The following is an 18903-nucleotide window of genomic DNA, read 5'->3' on the forward strand; positions in this document are numbered from 1 at the left end:
GGAGTCCAGGCGCCGGAGCTCTCACTCCGCAGGCCCGTGATCGTCGGCCCCCTCGCGCTCGCGTCCCGCTCCAAGGACACTGGTGGGCGGAGGAGTTGCCGCCGGAGGGGGACGTGACATGCGGGACGGTCATCGGGCGGACGCCGAGCGGCTGTTGGCCCGGGCTGTGGAGGAGGAGGTGCGCCGGTCGGGCGGGCGCACCGACGGGGCGCTGCTGCTGTCGCGGGCGCGTGGAGCGCTGGACGGCATGGCGCGGGCGGCCGCGGAGGAGTACGAGGCGTACACGCGGGCCCTCGACGAGACGGAGGCGGGCCGGCTGACGTTCGGTCAGCGCTACGCGCGCGAGGGCGCCGGAACGCCGCTGCTGGTGGCGGCCGTCGCGGCGGTCGCGGCCTGCGTGGCGGACCTGTCCCTCGGCACGGGTGCGGGGACGGCGTTCGGCGCCGGTGCGGCCGTGGGCGTGGTGGGTGCCGCGGCGACCGTGGCGAAGGTGACCGCCTCGCATCTGCCGGCCGCGAGCCGCCGGGCCGGGGCGCTGGGCCAGCCGGGCGGCCCGGAGCAGTTGCGGTTGCAGTGGCTGACGGCGCTCGAAGTACGGGGCATCCGCCCGTTCCTGGACCAGCAGCGGGTGATCACGGCCGCGACGGGCGCGAAGAAGGGTGCGCCCCAGCTGCGGCGCACCGACAAGAGCGCGGCGGCACGGCGGCGCAGCGTCCTGGAGCAGTCCTTCGGTCAACTCCCGGAGCCGGACGGCCCGTTCGCGGGGCGGCGCGCCGAGCTGTCGCGGATCGCGCAGTGGGTGCAGGCGGCCCGGGCGAGCACGGAGACCAAGCCGACGGTGGTGGTGCTGCACGGCGCGCCGGGCGCGGGGCGTACGTCGCTGGCGGTGCGGGCGGCGCACGCGCTGAAGGACCAGTTCCGGGGCGCGTGCGTGGTGGATCTGCGCGGCGACAGCCCCGAGGAGCCGCCGCTGTCCACGCGGGACGCGCTGCTGCATCTGCTCAACCGGCTGGGCGCGCCGCGTGAGCAGCTGCTCTTCCGGGATCGGTCCTCACCGGACCAGCAGGTCAGACGGCTCAGCGAGCTGTACCACCAGCATCTGACGGGGCTGGCGGTCACGATCGTGCTGGACGACGCGTCGGACGCGGAGCAGGTGCGCACGCTGGTGCCCGAGCGGTCGGAGAGTCTGGTCGTGGTGACCGCCCGCAAGCCGCTGGACCTGCCGGCCGACCTGCCCGCCTGGGTGCACCAGCTCCCGGTGGAGGCGCTGGACGCGGCGGGCGCGGAGGAGCTGCTGAACGCGGCGGCGCAGGACAGCTCGGGACCGTACGACGCCGAGTCGGCGGACCGGATCAGGGAGTTGTGCGGCGGTCTGCCGCTGGCGCTGCGTATCGCGGGCTCCTCCCTGGGCCCGCGCACCCCGCGGCAACTGGCCGCCGATCTGGGGGCGTACGGCCCGGTGGAGCCGGTGGAGCGCTGTCTGTGGCTGCGTTACACCGACCAGTCGGATGTCTCCCGGCGTCTGCTGCGCCGGCTGGCCCTGGCGGGCCGGGCGTCCCTGGGCACGGCGGCGGCGGCCTCGCTGCTGGCCACGGACGAGCACGAGGCCGCCCGCCATCTGGACGCGCTCGCCCGGGCGGGCCTGATCGACCACGTCCGCGGCAGCCGCTACCGGCTGCACGACGTCGTGCGGGCCTTCGCGCAGGCCCGTCTGCTGGACGAGGAGGAGCCGGCCGACCGCACGGCCGCGCAGGAACGCCTGATCGTGAACTACGCGGAGCTGGCGGACTCGGTGATCCGTCTGGTCGACGGCAAGACGTCGACCCGCGCGGACCAGTTCGGCCCGCACGGTTTCACGTCCCTGGACACGGCGTTGCGCTGGCTGGACGACGAGTCGAGCTTCATCACGGCGGCTCTGCGGCACGCGGAGGGGGTGAACCAGGCCGCGGTCCTGAATCTTCTCGGCGCTCTGTGCGACTACTGCCTGCTGCGCGGCGACCTGTACCGGCTGGGCGAGATCAGCGAGCTGACCCAAGCCGTGGACCAGGGCCTCCTGGTCCGTTCGGTGCAGTGGCGTACGGGTATCGCGGCCCGTCATCTGGGCGAGCTGGACAAGGCCCGCAGCACCCTGTCGTCCGTCGTGGACCTCTACTTCGAGGCGCACCACGACGCGGGCGCGGCCCGTGCGCTCGGCTCCCTCGGCATCACCCTGCACCACCAGGGCAATCTGACGGAGGCGGCGGCGAAGCTGCGGGAGGCCATGGACCTCCAGGCCGCGCCCGAGCTGGCGGCGGACCGGGCGTGGACGATGCACGCGCTGGCGGCGGTGGAGCGGGACCGGGCCCGGCTGGCGGAGGCGCTCGACCTGCTCACCCAGGCCCTGGTGCTGCACCGCGAGGGCGAGTCGGTGCACGGTGAGGCGTGGGCCCACTTCCAGCTCGGTCAGCTGGCCCTGCGCATGGGCGACGTACCGCGCGCCGACACGGAACTGCGGGAGGCCCTCGATCGGTACGGGCGTACGCGCGACGCCCGCGGTGAGGCCTGGGCCCTGACCCAGCTGGCCCGTGGGCGACTGGTCGCCGGGGACGCGTCCGCGGCGGTCGACGGGCTGCGCCAGGCGGTCTCCCGTCACCGGGACAACGAGGACGCGCGGGGTGAGGCCTGGACGGTGTACTACCTGGGCCAGGCCCTGGAGGAGACGGGCAACCTGGACCAGGCGGTCCGTGAACTGGAGCGTTCCCGCACGATGTTCTCCCGGATGCGGGACGTCTACGGTCTGGCGTGCGCGCGGCACCATTCGGCCCGGGTGACGAGAGACCAGCGAGCGGCGCAGACGGGCTCGCTCCGGAACTCGGGATTCGCCCGCCAGCTCCTGGTCGACGCCCGCTCGGACTTCCAGCGCATCGGCGTGGCCCACGGCGAGGGCTGGACGTGCCTGGAGCTGGCGGTGGTCGACGCGGGCAACGGCCGTACCCAGCAGGCGCTGACGCTGTGCGACGAGGCGCTGGACCTGTTCACCTCGTACGGGGACCGGCGTGGGGAGGACTGGGCCCGTTTCCTGCGCTGCACGCTGCTGCCGTACGCGGCTCCCGGCGGGGTGGAGGTCGGCACGGCGGTGGCCCAGGAGGACCTGCGCCGTCTGTCCCGTACCTCGCACCCGCTCCGGGACACCAAGCTGGTCGACTACGTGGAGGCGTACCAGCTGCTGCTGGAGCGAGGCGTGAACCTGGACTCGGGCTGGCAGGCCTGGCGTCTGCGGATGGTGCCGGACCGGCATGCCCGGGAGGTCATGGGGGTGCCGGTGACCGCTTCCCGCTGACCGTCCCGGGGCGTGGCTCCGCGACACCCGCGTGGCTCCGTGCCCGCGTGGCTCCGTGACACCCGCCGGGTGTCACGGAGTCGTGCGTGCTGTCGGCTCGGCGGGGTCAGCCCTTGGCGGGCGAGGCCTTCCCGCCGGGCGCCTTGGCGGAGGCGGCCGTGCCGGCGGCGACCGGGCCGGAGGAAGGCGTACCGGAGGAGGACGCGTCCGAGGACGGCGTACCGTCCTGCGACTTCTCCTCGAAGTCGACCTTCCTCATGTGCTTGTTCATCGACTTCATCAGGCCCCACACCGCCAGTGCCATCACCGCGAAGACGATGAAGCCGAGGACGCCGGGGGTGACCTTGTTCTGGTCGACCTCCTTGGCGAGGGGGACGAGGTGCGTCATTGCCAGGCTCGCGCTTGCGCTCATGTCAGGCATTGTCCCTCAGGGCTAGCGGATGCCCGCAAAGAGGTCGTCCTCCGGGAGGGAGGTGTCGACCAGGGACTTGGCCAGCTCGTACTCCTCGGTCGGCCAGACCTTCTTCTGGATCTCCATCGGGACCTTGAACCAGCCGCCGTCGGGGTCGATCTGCGTGGCGTGCGCGATCAGCGCCTTGTCGCGGATCTCGTAGAACTCCGCGCAGGGAACGTGGGTGGTGAGCGTGCGCTCCGCACGCTGGAACTCGTCCCAGCGCTTCAGCCACTCCCCGTACGGCGACTCCAGGCCGCGGTCCAGCATCGCGTGGTGCAGCGCCTCGGTGCGCGGGCGGTTGAAGCCCTGGTTGTAGTAGAGCTTCTGCGGCTGGAAGGCCGGACCGTACTCCGACTCCGGGTACTTCTCGGTGTCCGCCGCGCCGTCGAACGCCACCATCGAGATCTGGTGGGTCATGATGTGGTCGGGGTGCGGGTAACCACCGTTCTCGTCGTACGTGGTGATCACCTGCGGGCGGAAGGAGCGGATCTGCTTCACCAGCTCGCCGGCCGCCTTGTCGATGTCCTCCAGGGCGAAGCAGCCCTCGGGCAGGGGAGGCAGCGGGTCGCCCTCCGGGAGGCCCGAGTCCACGAAGCCGAGCCACTCCTGCTTGACGCCGAGGATCTCGCGCGCCTCGTCCATCTCCTTCTTGCGTACCTCGTGGATGTGCTCCTCGATGTACTTGTCGCCCTGGAGCTTCGGATTGAGGATGGAGCCGCGCTCCCCGCCCGTGCAGGTCACGACCAGCACGTCCACCCCCTCGGACACGTACTTCGCCATGGTGGCCGCGCCCTTGCTCGACTCGTCGTCGGGGTGGGCGTGCACGGCCATCAGTCGCAACTGATCAGTCAAGGCTCAATCCTCAGTAAGTCGGCAAGTCGGCGCCCGGTGTGATTCGGCGCGATGAGCGGCTTCTATAGTGACCGAATCGGGGGGCGAATAATTCCGGGCCCCGCCCTGGGCGCCCCTTCCGGGACTTTCGTCCCGGCCCTGCCGAGAGGACGATCATGAGTACGGCGAGCACGCAGCTGCCCGAGGGCCGGTACGGCCGCTCCGCGGACGAGCGTGCCGACCACAAGCTCAAGATCGTCGGCGGCATCCTGGCCGTGGCCCTGCTCGCCCTGTTCGGCTACTTCGCGTACCACTACGTCGTGCAGAACAAGATCAGCGGCGAAGTGATCACCTTCAAGGCCTCGGACGACGTGGTCAAGGTGCATCTGGAAGTGCGCAAGGACGCGGATGCCACCGGCTACTGCACCGTGCGCTCCCAGGCGGCGGACGGTTCCGAGGTGGGCCGCGCGGACTTCCGTTTCACCGGGCACGACACCCGCATCGACAAGGTCGTCACGCTCCGTACGACCGCCCTGGGGACCACGGCGGAGCTGCTCGGCTGTCACGCCGACTGACATCATCCCTGTCACCTGCCCGCTGACCTGCGGTGACGTAATCTTGATGGCTTATGTCCTCCCCCTTCAGCCGCTGAATTGTTAGGCTCGTGGTTTCGCCCATCCGTGAAGGAACATTCTTCTGGGTAGGGCGATGCTTTGTATTCCCAGTACCTACGAGGAGCACCTGTGACCCAGACCAGTGAGAACGTCACCTGGCTGACCCAGGAGGCGTACAACCAGCTGAAGGCCGAGCTGGAGTACCTGTCTGGTCCTGCGCGCACGGAGATCGCTGCCAAGATCGCCGCCGCGCGCGAGGAGGGGGACCTGCGCGAGAACGGCGGGTACCACGCGGCCAAGGAGGAGCAGGGCAAGCAGGAGCTCCGTGTGCGCCAGCTGACCCAGCTCCTGGAGAACGCCAAGGTCGGCGAGGCGCCGGCGGCGGACGGTGCGGTGGCGCCCGGCATGGTCGTGACCATCGCCTTCGACGGCGACGAGGACGACACGCTGGACTTCCTGCTCGCCTCCCGCGAGTACGCGAGCGCCGACATCGAGACGTACTCGCCGCAGTCCCCGCTGGGCTCCGGCGTGAACGGCAAGAAGGTCGGCGAGGACGCGCAGTACGAGCTGCCGAACGGCAAGCTCGCCTCCGTCAAGATCCTCAAGGCCGAGCCCTACCAGGGCTGACGCCTACGACACCAGCCTCGGCATGCCCCCGGCGCTCACCCGCCGGGGGCATCGTCATGCCCGGCGCGGGGGCCTCGTCGTGCCCGCCTCGTCGTAGCCGCTCGTACGCCATAGCCGCTCGTACGCCATAGCCGCTCGTACGCCATGGCCGCTCGCGCGTCATAGCCCCTCGCGCGTCATAGCCGCCTCGTCATGCCCGGCGAGCAGACGCCGAGGCCGCCCGGACCGGGTGCCGCATAGGCCGTACGCCCGACCGCGACGGGCCTCAGTCGATGACCGTGTAGCCCGCCTCGCGCAGCGCCTGCTCCACCTCGGCGCAGTGTTCCGGCCCCTTGGTCTCCAGGTGCAGCTCCACCTCCACCTCCGTGAGCCCGAGCCGCGGGTCGGTCCGTACATGACTCACGTCGAGGACGTTGGCGTCGACCGTCGGCAGCACCCCGAGCAGCGTCGCGAGGGCGCCCGGGCGGTCCGTAAGCCGCAGCCGGACGGCCAGGTAGCGGCCCGCGGCGGCCATGCCGTGCCGCAGGATCCGCTGCATCAGCAGGGGGTCCACATTGCCGCCCGACAGCACCGCGACGACCGGCCCCTCGAAGGCGCCCGGCTCCCGCAGCAGCGCCGCCACCGGGCTCGCGCCGGCCGGCTCGACGACCAGCTTGGCCCGCTCCAGGCAGAGCAGCAGCGCGCTGGACAGGTTGCCCTCGGACACCGTCCGCACCTCGTCGACCAGATCGCCGATGATCCGGAACGGTACGTCGCCGGGCCGGCCGACCTTGATGCCGTCGGCCATCGTCGCCGGGTTCTCGACGGACACCGGGCGCCCGGCCGCCAGCGAGGGCGGGTACGCGGCCGCGCCCGCCGCCTGCACGCCCACGATCCGCACATCGGGGCGCAGCGCCTTCACGGCTGTCGCGATGCCCGCGGCCAGCCCGCCGCCGCCGATCCCGACGACGATCGTGCGCACCTCGGGGCACTGCTCCAGGATCTCCAGGCCGACCGTGCCCTGACCTGCGATGATGTCGGGATGGTCGAAGGGGTGGATGAACACCGCGCCCGTCTCGGCCGCGTACTCCTGCGCGGCGGCCAGCGTCTCGTCGACCACCGTTCCGTGCAGCCGCACCTCGGCGCCGTACTCCCGGGTCGCGCTGATCTTGGGCAGCGGGGCCGCCTTCGGCATGAACACCGTCGAGCGCACGCCGAGCAGCGACGACGCCAGGGCGACACCCTGTGCGTGGTTCCCGGCGCTCGCGGCGACGACCCCGGCGGCGCGCTCCTCGGGCAGCAGTCCCGCGATTCGCACGTACGCACCGCGCAGCTTGAACGAACCCGTCCGCTGGAGGTTCTCGCACTTGAAGTGCACCGGCGCGCCCACCAGCTGGGACAGATGCCTGCTGCCCTCCATGCCGGTCATGCGCGCCACGCCCGCCAGCATCTTCTGGGCGCCCCGTACGTCGTCGAGCGTCACCGCGGGCAAGGAGTCAGCTGTGCTGTAGCTCATGACCACCAGTCTCGCAGCTCACGCCCCGCCACAGCGGGTGTGACCAAGGCCCGAGACGGGATTGCGCAGCGTCGGTACGGCCCGCGCCCCAGCCGCGTACCCTGTCCCCCAACCCAGCTCCCCACGCATGAATTGAGCCCCCGGCCATGCCCACAACACCTGAAATGTCGATGGACATGACGACCGTCGGTGAACCCGGTCTTCTCGACACTCTGCAGCACGAGGTCGCGGTGTTCGCGCGTCGTGCCGAACAGACCCGGCTCGGCGGGGTGGGGCAGGTGCGCAACTCCATGGACCGTGCCGCGTATCTGCTGCTCAACCGCCTCGACAAGGAAGGTCCGATGGGGGTGAAGGCCCTCGCCGCGAGCATGGGGATCGACTCGTCGACGGTCACCCGGCAGGTGGCGCCGCTCGTCGACACCGGCCTCGTCAAGCGGACCTCGCACCCGGAGGACGGGCGCGCCGTGGTGCTCCAGCTGTCCCCGCGCGGCATGTCCCGGCTGGAGGAAGTGCGCTCCTCGAGGCGTCAGTTGATGTCCGAGCTGACACACGACTGGGCGCCGCAGGAGCGCGAGGCGTTCACCGCGCTCCTCACGCGCTTCAACACCGCGCTCTCGGACCGCATGTCCACCCCGGGGATGCCGACCGGGGACTCCCAGCCCGCTTCCTGACCGCCAGGGGCGGCCGTCCCGCACTCCTGGCGCCCGTCCCGCACTCCGCGGCGCCCGTCCCGCACTCCGCGGCGCCCGTCGCGCACTCCGCGGCGCCCGTCGCGCGCGCCAGGAGCCCGCTGTCCCTTGCGCGCGCTCGCGCCAGCAACCCTCCGCCCCTTGCGCGCGTGGAGCCGTTCCACGGGCTCCCCGCGCGCGTCGCCCGGTGTTCGCCCGTGTTCGCCCTCCGCACGCATGTGCGTCGGGCTCTTGACCGCAGGGCCGGGCCTGGCCTCATATGAGACCGGGTCCTTGTCGTACACGGTGCGGTCCGTCGTACGCGGCCGGGGCCCCGTTCCCCTCAGGGTCGCCGTCGGGCGGGAGGCGCGGTGCGAGAACGGCATGCGTCCCAAGGCGCCCGCCGAGCCCGGGAGTTCGAGGCGTTCGTCGCGGGCGCGGCAGGGCGGCTGCTGCACGCCGCCACGCTGCTCACGGCGGAGCCGCCGGGCGCCAACCCACGCGCGCGGCGCCTGCTGACGCTGGCCCTCTCCCACACGTACGCCTCCTGGGACCGGCTGCGCGGCGAGGACCCGTACGACCGGACCCGCCAGTACCTGGCCGTCCGCTTCGCGCGCGGGGCATGGCACCAGTACGGCGGGCTCGGCCGGTCGCGGCCGTCCCCGGACAGTGTGCTGGCCCGGCTGACGCCCCAGGAACGGCTGATCCTCGTCCTGCGGATGTACGAGGGGGTCGCCGAGGAGCAGACGGCGGCGCTGCTCGGGCTGCCCGCCGAACGCGTGGGGGCGATCTGCGCCCGTGCGACGGCGACGCTGCTGCATCCGCCGCGGGGACCGGCACCCGCCGACGTCATGGAGGTGGCCCCGTCGTGAACCGGCTCGAACGGGAGGCGGCCGTACGGCGGCTGCTGGAGCGGACGCCGCCCCCGGTGCCGCCCGATCTGTACGCGGAGGTCGTACGCCGGGGCTCGGGCATGCTGCGCCGCCGTACGGTGGCCCGCCGTCTGATGTGGCTGCTGCTGTTGGCCGCGGCCGTCGCCTTCGTGGTGTGGGCGTCGACGGCACGCCCCTGGGTGGAGCCGCCGTCGCAGACGACTCCACCCCTCACCGGCTGGTGAGGCCCTTTCTCGAGCCCCGTACCGTGTCTAGCCCAGGGCCTGCTGGAGGTCCTGAAGCAGGTCGTCGACGTTCTCGATGCCCACGGAGAGGCGTACGAGGTCGGCGGGGACCTCGAGCGCGGAGCCGGCCGCGGACGCGTGCGTCATCCGCCCGGGGTGCTCGATCAGGGACTCGACGCCGCCCAGGGACTCGCCGAGGGTGAAGACCTTGGCGCGGTTGCAGACCTCGACGGCCGCCTCCTCGCCGCCCTCGACCTGGAAGGAGACCATGCCGCCGAACGCCCGCATTTGCTTGGCGGCGATCTCGTGACCGGGGTGCTCCGGCAGGCCCGGGTACAGAACGCGCGTCACGCGCGCGTGCCGGGTGAGCATCTCCGTGACCTTGGTGGCGTTCTCGCTGTGCCGGTCCATGCGCACGGAGAGCGTCTTGGTGCCGCGCAGTACCAGCCAGGAGTCGAAGGGCCCGGCGACCGCGCCCATCGCGTTCTGGTGGTAGGCGAGCTCCTCGCCCAGCTCCTGGTCACTCACCACGAGCGCACCGCCGACGACGTCCGAGTGGCCGCCCATGTACTTGGTCAGCGAGTGCACGACGACGTCCGCGCCGAGCGCGAGCGGCTGCTGGAGGTAGGGGGTGGCGAAGGTGTTGTCGACGACCAGCTTGGCGCCGGCCTCGCGCGCGATCTGGGCGATCGCGGGGATGTCGGTGATGCCGAGGAGCGGGTTGGACGGGGTCTCCACCCAGATGGCCTTGGTCTTCGGGGTGATCGCGGCCCGGACGGCCTCGGGGTCGCTGGTGTCGGCGACCGACCACTCCACGCCCCACCGGGAGACGACCTTCGCGAAGAGACGGAACGTTCCGCCGTACGCGTCGTTGGGGATGACCACGTGATCGCCGGGGCTGAGCAGCGTACGCAACAGGCAGTCCTCGGCCGCCAGTCCGGACGCGAACGCGAGGCCGCGGCGGCCGCCCTCGAGGGCGGCGAGGTTCTCTTCCAGGGCGGTCCTGGTGGGGTTGGCGCTGCGGCTGTACTCGTAGCCGCCGCGCAGCCCCCCGACGCCGTCCTGTTTGTAGGTCGAGACCTGGTAGATCGGCGGGACGACCGCGCCGGTCAGGGGATCGGCGGTGTTGCCCGCGTGGATCGCGAGGGTCTCGAAGTGCTGACTGATGTGCCTGTCGCTCATGGGAACCGAGCGTAGTCCGCTCGCGGGACTGATGACGGCCTACGGGTGCGGCGCGGGGGCCGGGTCGCCGGGTCGGGGCCGCTTGCGGGGAGGTTTTGCCGCAGGCCGGGCGGTTTTGCCGCATGCGGGAGGGCTGTACGTGCCGCGCGCGGCACGGTTTTCCACAGGACCGCCGACCGGGTTGGCCAATTGTCGGAGCCGTCTGGTTCGCTTGAGGCATGGAGATTCTCTGGGTCCTGATGGCGCTGGCCATGATGAGCATGGTTCTGCTGCCGGTCCTCATGCGCAGGCGGGCCGGTATTCAGCAGGTCGCGCCGGGCGACCCGGACGCCGCGGACCCGGCGAACTACGGCTTCCTGCGGCAGGAGGAGCTGGACATCCGCATGCCCGGCCCGGACGAGGACCTGCTGGACGTCCTGGATGTGGTGCAGCGGACCCAGGACCACCGGGCGGCGTCCCAGCTGCTGGCCGGCACGGAGACGGCGGACGAGACACGCTGGCAGCGGGTGCAGGCCTTCGCGGGCGCGGCCTCGCTGGAGTTGCAGCAGCACCCCGGCGGGGTGAGCGAGACGCCCGGCGGGCAGTGGCTGCGGGTGTGGCGGGCCGAGGCGCCGAAGGACGCGGGCGGCGCGGCGGTGCACGCGGAGTTCCTGGTGCAGCAGGCCTGGCGGACCTCGACGCCGGGGACGGACGAGTTCCGGATCATCATGGAGGAGGCGAAGGTCGCGTGCGGGGAGGCGGCGCTGCTGGCCCCCGGTGACCCGATCCCGTACATCGTCGAGCTGTCGATCGCGCGCGGGCTGGCCTACCCGCAGGCGGAGTTCGAGAAGCTGTGGCTCAAGATCCTGGACCGCGCGCCCGAGCACATGGGAGCGCATCTGGCCGCGCTGCACTACTGGTGCGAGAAGTGGCACGGCTCGCGGGAGGTGGCGTACTCCTTCGCGGAGGCGGCCGCCGCTCGCGCCCCCCGGGGTTCCCTGCTCGCCGCGATGCCCCTCTTCGCGGTCTTCGAGCACCTCCCCGAGGTGAACCTGGTCAGCAGCTTCTACCAGAGCGAGGTCGTGACGAAGGCGGTGCACGGCGCGCTCTACGCGGTGCACTCAGCCCGTCCCGACGACCCGATGCTGGCGCATGTGCGCCACCTCCTGGTGTTCTTCCTGGTCCGCGGCGAGCGCTGGTCGGAGGCGATGAACCAGCTGGTGCACGTCGACGGACACGTCGGCGCACTCCCCTGGACCCTCACGTCCGACCCGGCGTCGGACTACGCGATATACCGGGCACTGGCGGTGGCGGGGTACGAGGCGAACGGGGGAAGCCCGGCGACGCTGCCGCACTGAGCGGCGGGCGTAGCGGCGGGGCGGGGCCCCGGCCTCCCGGCTTCAGGATGGATCGGGATCGCCGGAGCCTTGTTCCGCCCTTCCCTGGCTGGTGCCCCGCCGTCGGCACCCTTCGTCCACAGCGAGGCACCGCCAGTCCCGCAAGCGCCAGCAGGCCCGGCTGTGGAGCAGTCCGGCAAGCGCAGGCAGGCCCGGCGGTGGGGCTTTGGCCAGTCAGCCTCCGCCTTGCGCCGGGCCGCCTCGGGGTCAGCCCTCCGCGCGGGCGGGCAGCCGCCATCCCGGGCGCGGAAAGTGGCAGGTGTAGCCGTCCGGGTAACGCTCCAGGTAGTCCTGATGCTCGGGCTCGGCCTCCCAGAAGGGGCCGACCGGCTCTACCTCGGTGACGACCTTGCCCGGCCACAGTCCGGAGGCGTCCACATCCGCGATCGTGTCCTCGGCGATCCGCTTCTGCTCGTCGTCCACGTAGTAGATCGCCGAGCGGTAGCTGAGGCCGATGTCGTTGCCCTGGCGGTTCTTGGTGCTCGGGTCGTGGATCTGGAAGAAGAACTCCAGGATCGCGCGGAAATCGGTCCTCGCGGGGTCGAAAAGGATCTCAATGGCCTCCGCGTGCGTGCCATGGTTTCGGTACGTCGCGTTCGGCACGTCCCCGCCGGTGTATCCGACCCGGGTCGCCGTCACGCCCGGGAGCCGGCGGATCAGGTCCTCCATCCCCCAGAAGCATCCACCCGCCAGGACGGCCCTTTGCGTCTGCGCAGCCATTGCGGCCCCTCCAATATCTGTCAGCTCGGTCACTCGGGCTACGCGGCTCGCACACACCGGCACCCATGCCCACTCCGCTCAACGCGCGAGGGCTCCAGGCGATTCCGTGCCCGCCCAACCGGCCCTGCGGCCACCGGCCACCGGCCACCGGCCACCGGCCACCGCGAGGAGCGCACCGACCTGCCGACGTGGTGGTGCTGCGGCACTGGGGGCACGCCGCTGCTGCCACCTCGCGCACAAAGGGACCGACCGCCGAAAATCAGTGGTCGCACGCACCGCCCCGGCCTCAGGGTGTAGGCCATGGAAGAAACCCAGCGCAGGATCCGGGCGGTCCACACAACATCCACGATCACCGTCTACCAGGCTTACTCCCCGGAAATCGGCCTGCCTGCGGTCCGAGAGGGCCGGTTCCCCACGGCGTGGAAGCGGGACCGGATGACGTGGATCAAGCCGTCGTTCCTGTGGATGATGTACCGCTGCGGCTGGGGCGCGAAAGCAGGTCAGGAGACCGTCCTGGCCGTTGAGATCACCCGAGACGGTTTCGAGTGGGCCTTGCGCCACGCGTGCCTGTCGAGCTATGTCCGCGGTGTGCACCCCGACCGCGCCACCTGGCAGCGTCAGCTGAAGCACGCACCCACTCGCATCCAGTGGGACCCCGAGCGCGACCTGCACCTTCAAGCCCTGCCGTACCGCTCCCTGCAACTCGGCCTGGCCGGTGAAGCCGCACGACGCTACGCGGACGAATGGACGGTCAGCATCAGCGACGTGACCCCACTCGCCCGCGAGATCCGCACGCTCGTCGGCAACGGCGACCTCGACTCGGCCGCACGGCTACTGCCGCAGGAGCTTCCCTACCTTCCCGCAGACGAACTGCCGGCCCACCTGCGTCCGTGACCACAACCATAAAAGTTCAGTGGCCGCGCCCACTTGCGGCTCCACGCTGTACGCCATGGAAGAACCGCACCACGGGATCCACGCACTCCACACGGCATCCACGATCACCGTCTACCAGGCATACTCCCCCGAATCGGACTGCCCGCCCTCCACGACGACCGCTTTCCCGCCGCGTGGAAGCGGGGCCGCATGACGTGGGTCATCAAGCCGCGTTCACAGCACGATCCCTGGCGCCGGCAGCATGCGGACCTCAGGCGGACCTACGCCACCACGATGCCGAAATCCTGGACGAGTTCCTCCAGACCGCCCGGGTAGCCCTTGCCGCCGAGTACGAAGTCCCAGTCCCCGTTGGACCTTCGGCGGAAGGACCCGAGCACCAAGGCCCTCTCACGGATTCGGCCGTCAGAGACCTCAAGCCGTCCCACCTCGGCCATACCGGGATCGAGCAGCCGGATGCAGGCATCCGTGAAGCCGGAGAGATCGGCGTCCGCGTTGACCTCCGGGTCGATGGCGGCCACGAGTACGAGCCGATCAGCCTCCGACGGCAACCCGTCGAACGAGACGCAGATCGCGGCCTTGTCCGGCGCAGCGGCCGGAAGAGCGCGCACTGAGCCGTCCGGAGTCTGCGGGTTGTTGAAGAAGACGAAGTGATCGTCGCTGAGGACGCGGTTGCCACGGCAGACAAGTGCACACACGTCCAGGGCCACGCTTCCGGTCCACGACATGCCCAGCACGTTGTAGTCGTCGGGCAGCCGAGTGTTCGGATCCGACGGTGTCGGCTGCGCCGCGGCTTGACGACCACCCTCTCCCAGTCGCCCGCGCAGCCCATGTCTGTGCAGCAGGTCGACGAGCTCGGAGCCCGAGACCAGTTCCAGCGGCTTGCCGTTGGCGAACGTGTGTGAGCCAGGGCCGAACCCTGACGTCGTGACGAGGACACCCTTGTTGGCACCGGCGTCCTGCACGGTCCCGTACAAATCGCGTACGGCGGTCGGGGGCACCGTGTTGCGGTAGCGCTTGACCTGCACGACGATCTTGCCGCCTCGGATCGGTGCCGGATCCAGCGCGTCGACGTCCACGCCGCCATCGTTTGAGCGTTGGGTCGTCACCGCCTGCATTCCCATGGCCCGGAAGAGCTCGGCGACAAGGTTCTCGAAGGCGATCGGATCCATGTCGTACAGGTCCGGTTCCTCATCGCTGCCGTGAGCGACGACGCGGTTCCCGACGTCTTGCGGCCGCCGGCTCGGCCGTACCGGTGTGAGTTGGTCCGGCCGGGCCGAGAGCTGCCCTCGCAGTGCGTCAGACAGGCAACTGCCCGCGTCCACCTGTGCCAGGTGCAGGTCACGGAACGAAGAGCGCGGGGACATGACCGTCGCGAGGAAGATATGGCCGGGCCGGCCCGTCGTAGGGTCGTGTCCGTCCACGAACCCGTTCAGGGCCACGGACTCAAGCGCGCCCAGCTCATCTGCGGCGAAGAGTTCGTGCAGCACGAGCAGCAGGCACTGCGCGAGAACCTCCCGGTACAGAGCTCGACGTTGGCCTGCCGGACGGGGGGTCTCCTTGTCCTGATCGACCCCGGACATGTACCGAACGGACTTGACCTCTGGAACGATGCCGTAGGCAGGCAACTCCCAATCGAGAACCAGCTGCCGGGCTGCTGAGTCGTAGGCCGCCGCAACCTGACGTGGGAAACCTTCGGGCCACGCCGTTGAGGCGTAGAGAGCGGCGGAGAAGTACTCGACCACGGAGTCGGGATCTCTACGCCGCACGCCTTCGGTCACCGCGACGACGCCGGCGTTGTGCGCACGTACCTCGGCCAGCTGAGCATCGGCCCACTGCTGGTACTCCCGCTGGTACGACGCCAGCTGCTGCTGTCTGTGGGCCTCTGCGGCCTGGGCGGCGTGCCAGTCCCGCTCGAAGCGCGCCCGCGCTTCGGTCTGCGCCTGAGCACGGCGACTCGCGGTCCAACCACTTTGCGTTTGGTACTGATGGAAATCCGGCATGGGCACGGGCTGCGCCAACGGTCCTGGGGCGAAGGGCTGGACCTCCTCGGGTCGCATGAGCGAGGAAGCCCTGAAAGCCGGAGCCTGACAACCCGCAGCGAGAAGGCCTTGCAGCGACGCGACCTGTGCGTCCAGTTCCTCCGTGCGCCGTAGCGCCTCCGCCTGCCTGTACTCGCGGTGGCTCTGGGCAGCTCGCCGCTGGTAGGCCCGTGCTTGCTGAGCTTCTTGTCTCCGCTGTCTGGCCTCGGCTTCCATCTGGCGCTGCTGCTGCCGTTGCACCTCGGCCCACACGCCGACCAAACCAGTAGAGCGACGACTCATATGCGGCAGGCCCTCCCCAGGACGTCGACAGCCGAAAGGCCTTTGGTTGTCCCCACAACCAGTTGTGACGAGACGACTCTATCCAGCAATCGCCCTCCCGCATATCCACTCGTCAAAGGCAACCCTCTCGGGCCATCTGTGCAGGTCAAGTGACCGGAGGGTAGCTAAGACCGTACCGCGCGGCAGTGCCCGAGCGGTGCGGCCTTGGCAACGTTGATCCTGCGTGGGCGTACCAGCGAGAGGGGGGCTGAGCACGAGGCTTGGCAGGGGCACGAGTGCTGATGGCTCGCGGCGGCACGGTCAGCTGGGGGCGCCTTCTCCGACGGGCGTCGCCCCTGCTCCGGGGTCACGGAGGAGTAGCCCGCCCGAAGCTCAACCCCACCAACCGGCCGTGGCACCGAGCATCGCGATGGGCATCACGGCCGAGTCCGGTGCGGTCTGGGCATCACGGCCTAGTCCGGTGCGGTCTGGGCGATCCGGCTTACAGAAGATCAGCCGTCCTGGGACCCACTTTCGGTCAAGCCAATCCCCAGGGGCATGATTCGCCGGACTCCTCGCCACGATTACAGGCATGGCGACTTCGGGGGCAGGGAGCAGTCGACTCGGTGGATTGGGGCAGTGGTGGGGCGTCGTCGTCGGCGCTCTGCTAATCGCCGCCTGGATCAACAGGGCCGCGGGGCCTGTGGTCGTCGCGACCCTGTCGGCGCTGGTGCTGATCTGGTGCTTCTTCCAAGCACCCGTGACGTGCGGAGCCCCTGTCAGGGGAAGGGAAGACGGTTGCCGGAACAACGCAACCGGTCTCCTCATGGGCTGCCACATCCGCCAACATCGCTGGCAGAAGATGAAGATGCTGATCCTTCGACGCCAAGTACGCGAGTTTTGCTCCGGCCTCTTCTCGGACGGGAAGGCCGCTCTCGTCACACTGGCCGCAATCGGCAGCTTCCTCTCCGGGCTCGTGGCCTTCCTCCCTGGTATGGCTCTCGGATGACCTCCCCACTACTGCCACAAGAGCGCCCATACCCTGCCGCAGACGAACTGCCGGCCCGCCTACGTCCGTGAAAGCACAAGATCGTCAGACAACCAACCGTCGCAATTGGGGGCTTTCATGCCCGAACCGGCGGGCGCCGGCTCATCGATCCGGCCCGCGGGCGGTACGGGAGCGGAGCGGAGTGTGGATCATGGTGGGGTGATGAAGTGGAGCGAGAAGGCAGCGTCATCTGGGCGGGGCGACGGCGAGACGGGGCTCACCGGCTATCAACAGGATCTGCGGGACCGGTTTCTGGCGGCTCCCGTGCTTCCCGCGCCTGAGCCCTGGCGGCCGGTCTTCAAGCCCTTCGCCGCTGTCGGCGGACTTCTCGGGATCGGTTTCGCGTCGCACCCCGACAACGGCAACGACCTGGTGATGGTCGTCTCGCAGGCCGGGCATGGCCTCTTCGACGCCGTCACAGGGGAGAAGATCGCCCGCGACCGGGACCCCGACCCCGAGGACAGCACCCCCGATGCCGTGGCCGATCTGTCGTGCCCAGGGCTGGGGCCGATCGCCGGCAGCAGGGTGCGTATCGCCGGGCTCTTCGGTGGCGGGCTCCACACCGGCACCGAAGACGGCTGGGTGGTGGAGGTCGTCAGCCCGGCCTGGCCGCATGACCGCGTCCTGCTCTCCCGCGGCAGCGGGATGCCTCACCGCGGTCCGCACGGGGAGAAGTGGTGGCACATCTTCCACTCCAACTACTCCGAACTCCGAGCCGCCGGCTTCTCCCCGTCCGGGCAAACCCTCGCCGTCGCCACGAGCAGCGATGTGACTCTGTGGACACGCCGCACCGCTCACACCCCGGGCGGCCCCGCCCGGCGTTGACCGAGTCACGCGTCGTGGGCTCGACAGGCTCGGGGGCTCCATGGGCTCGGCTCCGTGGGCTCGGCGAAAGCCGGCAGGCCGCCGCGGGACCGGCTGCGCGGGTTCCGGTTCGGGCGGTGGCGCCAGGCTCTCCGTGGACGGGGAGGGGGAGACGGTCATACGACGGTCACACCTTTGCCCGCGTCCAGACCCGGCGCCGCCGGTTGTCGGAACCGGCGTGGACGTTGCGTGAGTCACGGCCCGCGTGCGCGTTCATCGCCGACCACAGCCGGTGTCGGAAGGTGAATCCGGGGGTCGGCCCCCGGCCCGCGGGACGCTCCCGGACCGCCGCCTTCGTGCACAGCGCGTCCCACACCGGGTCCGGGCACTCCCCGCGCCGCCACAGGAAGTCGCAGTACGGAACCTGCGCGATCTCCAGATTCAGCCAGCCGTCCTTGGTCAGCACTCCCTTCCACTCGGACATGTGGAGCTTCAGATAGCCGCGCCGCCTGTCGGACTTGTCGACGCTGGTGATGCCGAGCACGCGGACGAAGCCGGGCGTGTGTTCGAGCACCACGACGGGGCGCTCCTTGTAGGTGTTGTCGTCGTGGGTGAGCTCGGCCATCCATACGTCGCCCACCGCGGGCGGCCAGGGAGCCACACCGGGTGGCGCGGGCCGAGCCGGTGGACCGGATCGCAGCCAGCGCACCAGCCGGGCGACCGCGACCAGCGCACATCCACTGGACAGCGCCACCACCGACCACCACAGCAGGGCCAGCACCTGGGCCGTGGTGGTGGAGTCCGCCGGATCGGGGGTGAGGGTGGCGCCGGTGCGGTGCATCCAGTACCAGGTTCCGCCGGCCACGAGTGCCTGCTTCGCTGCCGTCCGCAACAGCACCAGCGGGAAATAGCCGTGGTCCACGACCCGTAGGACGCCCAGCACCGTCGCCGTCGCCGCGAACGAGACCGTCAACAGCGGTCCGACGACGGACAGCGACGGAACCCCTGCGTCGAGCGCCGCCATCTCGACGGCCACCACGGCGGCCATGAGGGCTGCCGCGCGCGCCGCCAGAAGCAGCCGCCTTCGTTTCAGCCGCTGGGGCGCCACCATGCGGACCAGGGCGAAGGCGACGACCGGACTGGCCATGAGCATGGCCACGGCCCACCAGCTGTGCATCAGATCGGCGCGGCCGTCCTCCAGCAACAGGGCCATCGGCACCGGCACGAGCCAGCAGCCGAACGCCACCGCGAACGGCGCGTGCGCCGAACGCTCGGGCGTGCACCGCCTCGACGGCAACCGCGGCCGCTGCGACGCTCCGACCAGCGGCGCGGCCAGACACACCAAAAGTACGGACCCCAGTAAGACGGCTTGCACGTGTCCCCCGCTCTCCTTGTAGGGGCAGCATTCCCCGTGGCCGGTGCCTCTTCTGCCGTTTCAGCCGTTCTGACCGTTC

17 protein-coding genes and 1 pseudogene are annotated in these 18903 nt (G+C 70.6%); 11 read left to right on the forward strand and 7 right to left on the reverse strand.

The features are described from left to right. Positions 1–118: 118 nt before the first annotated feature. On the forward strand, positions 119–3319 hold the full coding sequence (locus SAVERM_RS17065; protein WP_037644978.1) for a tetratricopeptide repeat protein: 3201 nt from the start codon (positions 119–121) through the stop codon (positions 3317–3319). Positions 3320–3425: 106 nt separating this feature from the next. Here the strand turns inward: SAVERM_RS17065 and SAVERM_RS17070 are convergent, their stop codons facing one another. After that, positions 3426–3740, reverse strand: a complete 315-nt coding sequence (locus SAVERM_RS17070) for a hypothetical protein (protein ID WP_010984728.1) — start codon at positions 3738–3740, stop codon at positions 3426–3428. 12 nt (positions 3741–3752) lie between these two features. Beyond that, the gene (gene mca, locus SAVERM_RS17075; protein WP_037644974.1) at positions 3753–4604 is read right to left on the reverse strand and encodes a mycothiol conjugate amidase Mca; all 852 of its coding nucleotides are present in this window, start codon (positions 4602–4604) and stop codon (positions 3753–3755) included. A gap of 176 nt (positions 4605–4780) precedes the next feature. On the opposite strand from mca, the gene SAVERM_RS17080 reads away from it, so the two are divergent. Beyond that, positions 4781–5179, forward strand: coding sequence for a DUF4307 domain-containing protein (locus SAVERM_RS17080; protein WP_010984730.1), 399 nt, complete (start codon positions 4781–4783; stop codon positions 5177–5179). Between the two features lie 168 nt (positions 5180–5347). Further along, positions 5348–5845 carry a transcription elongation factor GreA gene (gene greA, locus SAVERM_RS17085; protein ID WP_010984731.1) on the forward strand — a complete coding sequence of 166 codons (498 nt, stop codon included), beginning with the start codon at positions 5348–5350 and terminating at the stop codon, positions 5843–5845. Between the two features lie 265 nt (positions 5846–6110). Here the strand turns inward: greA and ilvA are convergent, their stop codons facing one another. Further along, complete coding sequence (gene ilvA / locus SAVERM_RS17090; protein WP_010984732.1) at positions 6111–7340, reverse strand: threonine ammonia-lyase; 1230 nt, start codon at positions 7338–7340, stop codon at positions 6111–6113. 164 nt (positions 7341–7504) lie between these two features. Here ilvA and SAVERM_RS17095 point away from each other — a divergent pair, with 164 nt between their 5' ends. The 3 genes from SAVERM_RS17095 (at position 7505) to SAVERM_RS44770 (ending at position 9125) form a co-directional block, all read left to right on the forward strand. Then, complete coding sequence (locus tag SAVERM_RS17095; RefSeq protein ID WP_078234425.1) at positions 7505–8011, forward strand: MarR family winged helix-turn-helix transcriptional regulator; 507 nt, start codon at positions 7505–7507, stop codon at positions 8009–8011. 368 nt (positions 8012–8379) lie between these two features. Then, the gene (locus SAVERM_RS44765) at positions 8380–8880 is read left to right on the forward strand and encodes a sigma factor-like helix-turn-helix DNA-binding protein (RefSeq protein WP_010984734.1); all 501 of its coding nucleotides are present in this window, start codon (positions 8380–8382) and stop codon (positions 8878–8880) included. Then, positions 8877–9125, forward strand: a complete 249-nt coding sequence (locus SAVERM_RS44770) for a hypothetical protein (RefSeq protein WP_037644971.1) — start codon at positions 8877–8879, stop codon at positions 9123–9125. Before SAVERM_RS44765 ends, SAVERM_RS44770 begins: the two co-directional genes overlap by 4 nt. Before the next feature lie 27 nt (positions 9126–9152). Here SAVERM_RS44770 and SAVERM_RS17110 read toward each other — a convergent pair whose 3' ends face one another. Next, positions 9153–10307, reverse strand: coding sequence for a cystathionine gamma-synthase (locus SAVERM_RS17110; RefSeq protein WP_010984735.1), 1155 nt, complete (start codon positions 10305–10307; stop codon positions 9153–9155). Positions 10308–10525: 218 nt separating this feature from the next. Here SAVERM_RS17110 and SAVERM_RS17115 point away from each other — a divergent pair, with 218 nt between their 5' ends. Further along, complete coding sequence (locus tag SAVERM_RS17115) at positions 10526–11644, forward strand: hypothetical protein (RefSeq protein ID WP_010984736.1); 1119 nt, start codon at positions 10526–10528, stop codon at positions 11642–11644. Positions 11645–11890: 246 nt separating this feature from the next. Here SAVERM_RS17115 and msrA read toward each other — a convergent pair whose 3' ends face one another. Next, positions 11891–12403 carry a peptide-methionine (S)-S-oxide reductase MsrA gene (gene msrA / locus SAVERM_RS17120; RefSeq protein WP_010984737.1) on the reverse strand — a complete coding sequence of 171 codons (513 nt, stop codon included), beginning with the start codon at positions 12401–12403 and terminating at the stop codon, positions 11891–11893. Between the two features lie 300 nt (positions 12404–12703). On the opposite strand from msrA, the gene SAVERM_RS17125 reads away from it, so the two are divergent. Both SAVERM_RS17125 and SAVERM_RS44775 read left to right on the forward strand, forming a co-directional pair. Beyond that, the gene (locus SAVERM_RS17125) at positions 12704–13297 is read left to right on the forward strand and encodes a DUF4291 domain-containing protein (RefSeq protein WP_010984738.1); all 594 of its coding nucleotides are present in this window, start codon (positions 12704–12706) and stop codon (positions 13295–13297) included. 55 nt (positions 13298–13352) lie between these two features. Continuing rightward, a pseudogene (locus SAVERM_RS44775) lies at positions 13353–13507 on the forward strand (DUF4291 family protein); the annotation flags it as partial. Positions 13508–13557: 50 nt separating this feature from the next. Here SAVERM_RS44775 and SAVERM_RS17130 read toward each other — a convergent pair. Then, the gene (locus SAVERM_RS17130; protein WP_010984739.1) at positions 13558–15618 is read right to left on the reverse strand and encodes a restriction endonuclease; all 2061 of its coding nucleotides are present in this window, start codon (positions 15616–15618) and stop codon (positions 13558–13560) included. 571 nt (positions 15619–16189) lie between these two features. Here SAVERM_RS17130 and SAVERM_RS44780 point away from each other — a divergent pair. Together SAVERM_RS44780 and SAVERM_RS17140 are read left to right on the forward strand one after the other, a co-directional pair. Next, positions 16190–16606 carry a hypothetical protein gene (locus SAVERM_RS44780; protein WP_037644969.1) on the forward strand — a complete coding sequence of 139 codons (417 nt, stop codon included), beginning with the start codon at positions 16190–16192 and terminating at the stop codon, positions 16604–16606. A gap of 201 nt (positions 16607–16807) precedes the next feature. Further along, positions 16808–17470, forward strand: a complete 663-nt coding sequence (locus tag SAVERM_RS17140; RefSeq protein WP_042493181.1) for a hypothetical protein — start codon at positions 16808–16810, stop codon at positions 17468–17470. Positions 17471–17636: 166 nt separating this feature from the next. Here SAVERM_RS17140 and SAVERM_RS17145 read toward each other — a convergent pair whose 3' ends face one another. Beyond that, positions 17637–18824: a hypothetical protein gene (locus SAVERM_RS17145; protein WP_010984741.1), complete on the reverse strand. Its 1188-nt coding sequence runs from the start codon at positions 18822–18824 to the stop codon at positions 17637–17639. Positions 18825–18903 lie beyond the last annotated feature (79 nt).

Source organism: Streptomyces avermitilis MA-4680 = NBRC 14893 (assembly GCF_000009765.2).
Lineage (GTDB): Bacteria > Actinomycetota > Actinomycetes > Streptomycetales > Streptomycetaceae > Streptomyces > Streptomyces avermitilis.